Origin of the sequence: Nonomuraea turkmeniaca (assembly GCF_005889735.1) — a bacterium.
GTDB lineage: Bacteria > Actinomycetota > Actinomycetes > Streptosporangiales > Streptosporangiaceae > Nonomuraea > Nonomuraea turkmeniaca.
On record NZ_VCKY01000578.1, the window covers coordinates 1 to 725 of the forward strand.

Here is a 725-nt window from a genome sequence, read left to right on the forward strand (position 1 = left end):
GTGACGGTGCGGCGGAAGTTGCCGGCCTCTGCCGGAGCCTGCTTGTTCAGCAGGCTCATGGCTGCCGTCAGGGCCGGCAGCACCTGGTCGGCGAGTTCGGCGACGGTTTTGCCGTACTTCACGCCCTGGGGCGCCTTGGTGAGCACGTGCCCGACCAGGCCGGTGGCGGAGGTCAGGGCGATGGAGCCGTGGGTGGCGACCTTGTGGGCCGAGCCGGCGGCACCGGCGGCGGACATCAGCGAGACGGCGCCCCACGCGGCGGTCCGCAGGGTGAGCTTGTCCTGGTCGTTAAGGGTGATGGACATGGTGGTGTGCTCCTTTGAATCTGTTACGAAAGTCCGATGGAATGGACGGCTGGTGGACTGCGGCCCTGTTGGTGCCCGGGTGTCTGGAGTGCTCAGGCCGGGTCGTCCGAGGGGGTCTCTCCCGGCCTTGAGACCGCGATCGCTGAACCGTTCATGGCGTCCACCTTCGCCGACCGCTCTGATACCGGGCCGTTGCCGTCCTGACGCGGCCGCTGACACGACGACACCGCATCAGACCTGATCCCCGCCGGGACCTCCGCCGACCTGGCGCGCCACCCGACGCGTCCTTCATCACCGTGCGCCGCGACCGGCGGACGCCCTACTGCCGCTCTCGTGATGCGTCCCGCCCATCGGCCCGCCGGGTGAGTGCCCGGGCGTGGCCGTCACTGCGCAGGCGGCTGCTCGGCGAGGGGCGGGGAC

Annotated in this window: 1 protein-coding gene; it reads right to left on the reverse strand. The window is 70.5% G+C overall.

All coding sequences use genetic code 11. The annotated features are described in order from the left end of the window. A partial coding sequence (locus ETD86_RS54620; protein WP_138674423.1) for a hypothetical protein occupies positions 1-305 on the reverse strand: 305 nt, incomplete at its 3' end. Positions 306-725 lie beyond the last annotated feature (420 nt).